Raw genomic sequence first — 1,527 nt, forward strand, 5'->3', positions numbered from 1 at the left:
ATCGGCAACCGCAGCGATGACGGCGTCGCTGCTACCGACCTCGTCCGGATTGCCGCTGATAACGGCCACCAGCGTGGGCGCACCGGAACCCGTCACAGCAGCGATCGCCTGACGCACCCCGGGTAGCGCACGCAGCGCATTCTCGACCTCGCCCAGTTCGACCCGGTACCCGCGAATCTGCACCTGGTCGTCGGCCCGGCCCAGGAACTCGATGCCGCCGTCCGGGACGTAGCGGGCCATATCGCCGGTGATGTACCACCGCATCCCGTCATGCTCGACGAACCGCTGCACTGTCCGCACCGGATCATTGCGATAACCCGCCGCGACACCGGGACCGCCGACCCACAGCTCCCCGGGAACCCAGTCTGGGCAGTCGCGGCCTGACGGTGCGACGATCCGGCACCGCATATTGCGCAACGGAACGCCGAACGGCACCGTCGCCCAGTGCCGCGGCGGCTCGCCGTCCACCTCGCAGATGGTGGCGTGAATCGCCGTCTCGGTGGCACCGCCCAGGCCGGCGAACCGACAGCCGGGGGCCTGCTCGGCAAGCCTGCGGGCCAGGTCGGCGCCGACCCAGTCGCCGCCCAGCATGACGGCCCGCAGCGTGGCGCCGAGCTGGCCGGCATCGAGGATCATCTCGAGGATGCTGGGCACGCAGTTGAGGATCGATACCCGGTGGCGACGGAGCAGCTGCACCCACGCGCCGGGCGCGGCCCGCTGGCGCGGCTCGACCGCAACCACCGATCCGCCTGCGGACAACATGCCGAAGATGTCGTAGACGGACAGATCGAATTCGAGCGCCGACAACCCAAGCGTTCGATCCGAGCTGCCGACGCCGAACCACTGGTTGACGGCGTCGATGGTGTTCATCGCCGCCCGGTGCGACACCTCCACCCCCTTCGGCAGCCCGGTCGAGCCGGACGTGAAGATCACGTAGGCGATGTCGTCGGTGTCGCCGATCACCGGCGCCGGCAGCGGCCCACGATGCCGGCGTGCCGCAGTGATGGACAGGCACGGGATCTGCCCGCTGGTGCCCGGATCTTCCTGCCTGATCACGGCAGCGACGTCGGCGGTCTGCAGAATCTCGGCGCGTCGCGTATCCGGTTCGCCGACTCCGATCGGCACATAAGCCGCACCGGCCGCCAGCACCCCGAGCACGGCCAGCACCTGGTCCGGTCCGCTGGGTAGCTGAACCGCGACCGCGTCGCCGCGGCCCACCCCGTGGTCGCGCAGCGCCCCGGCCACCGCCAGCGAGCCCGCGGCAAGCTCGGCGTAGCTGCACACCCCGGCCGGCTCACCCACCCCCCACACCACAGCCGGGGCATCCGGGTTGGCTGTGGCATTGTCGAAGAAACCCTGATGCAGACAGCGCCCGCTGACCGGGCCGTCGGTGGCATTGACCGCGGCACGCGTGAGCGCCTGACCGACCGGCAGCTGCACCGCCGCCTGCGCCTCCCAACCGGAATCGCATTCGGCTAACCGGTCGACCGCGCTGGTGAACCTGGCGAACATCGCGCCGATCAGCCC

General features: G+C 70.5%; 1 protein-coding gene. It reads right to left on the reverse strand.

What is annotated here, in order from left to right; genetic code table 11:
• The coding region (locus AC2VNT_RS14840) for an amino acid adenylation domain-containing protein (protein WP_486947581.1) at positions 1 to 1,527 on the reverse strand (1,527 nt) is incomplete at both ends.

This window comes from Mycobacterium sp. TH-M15 (assembly GCF_057473705.1).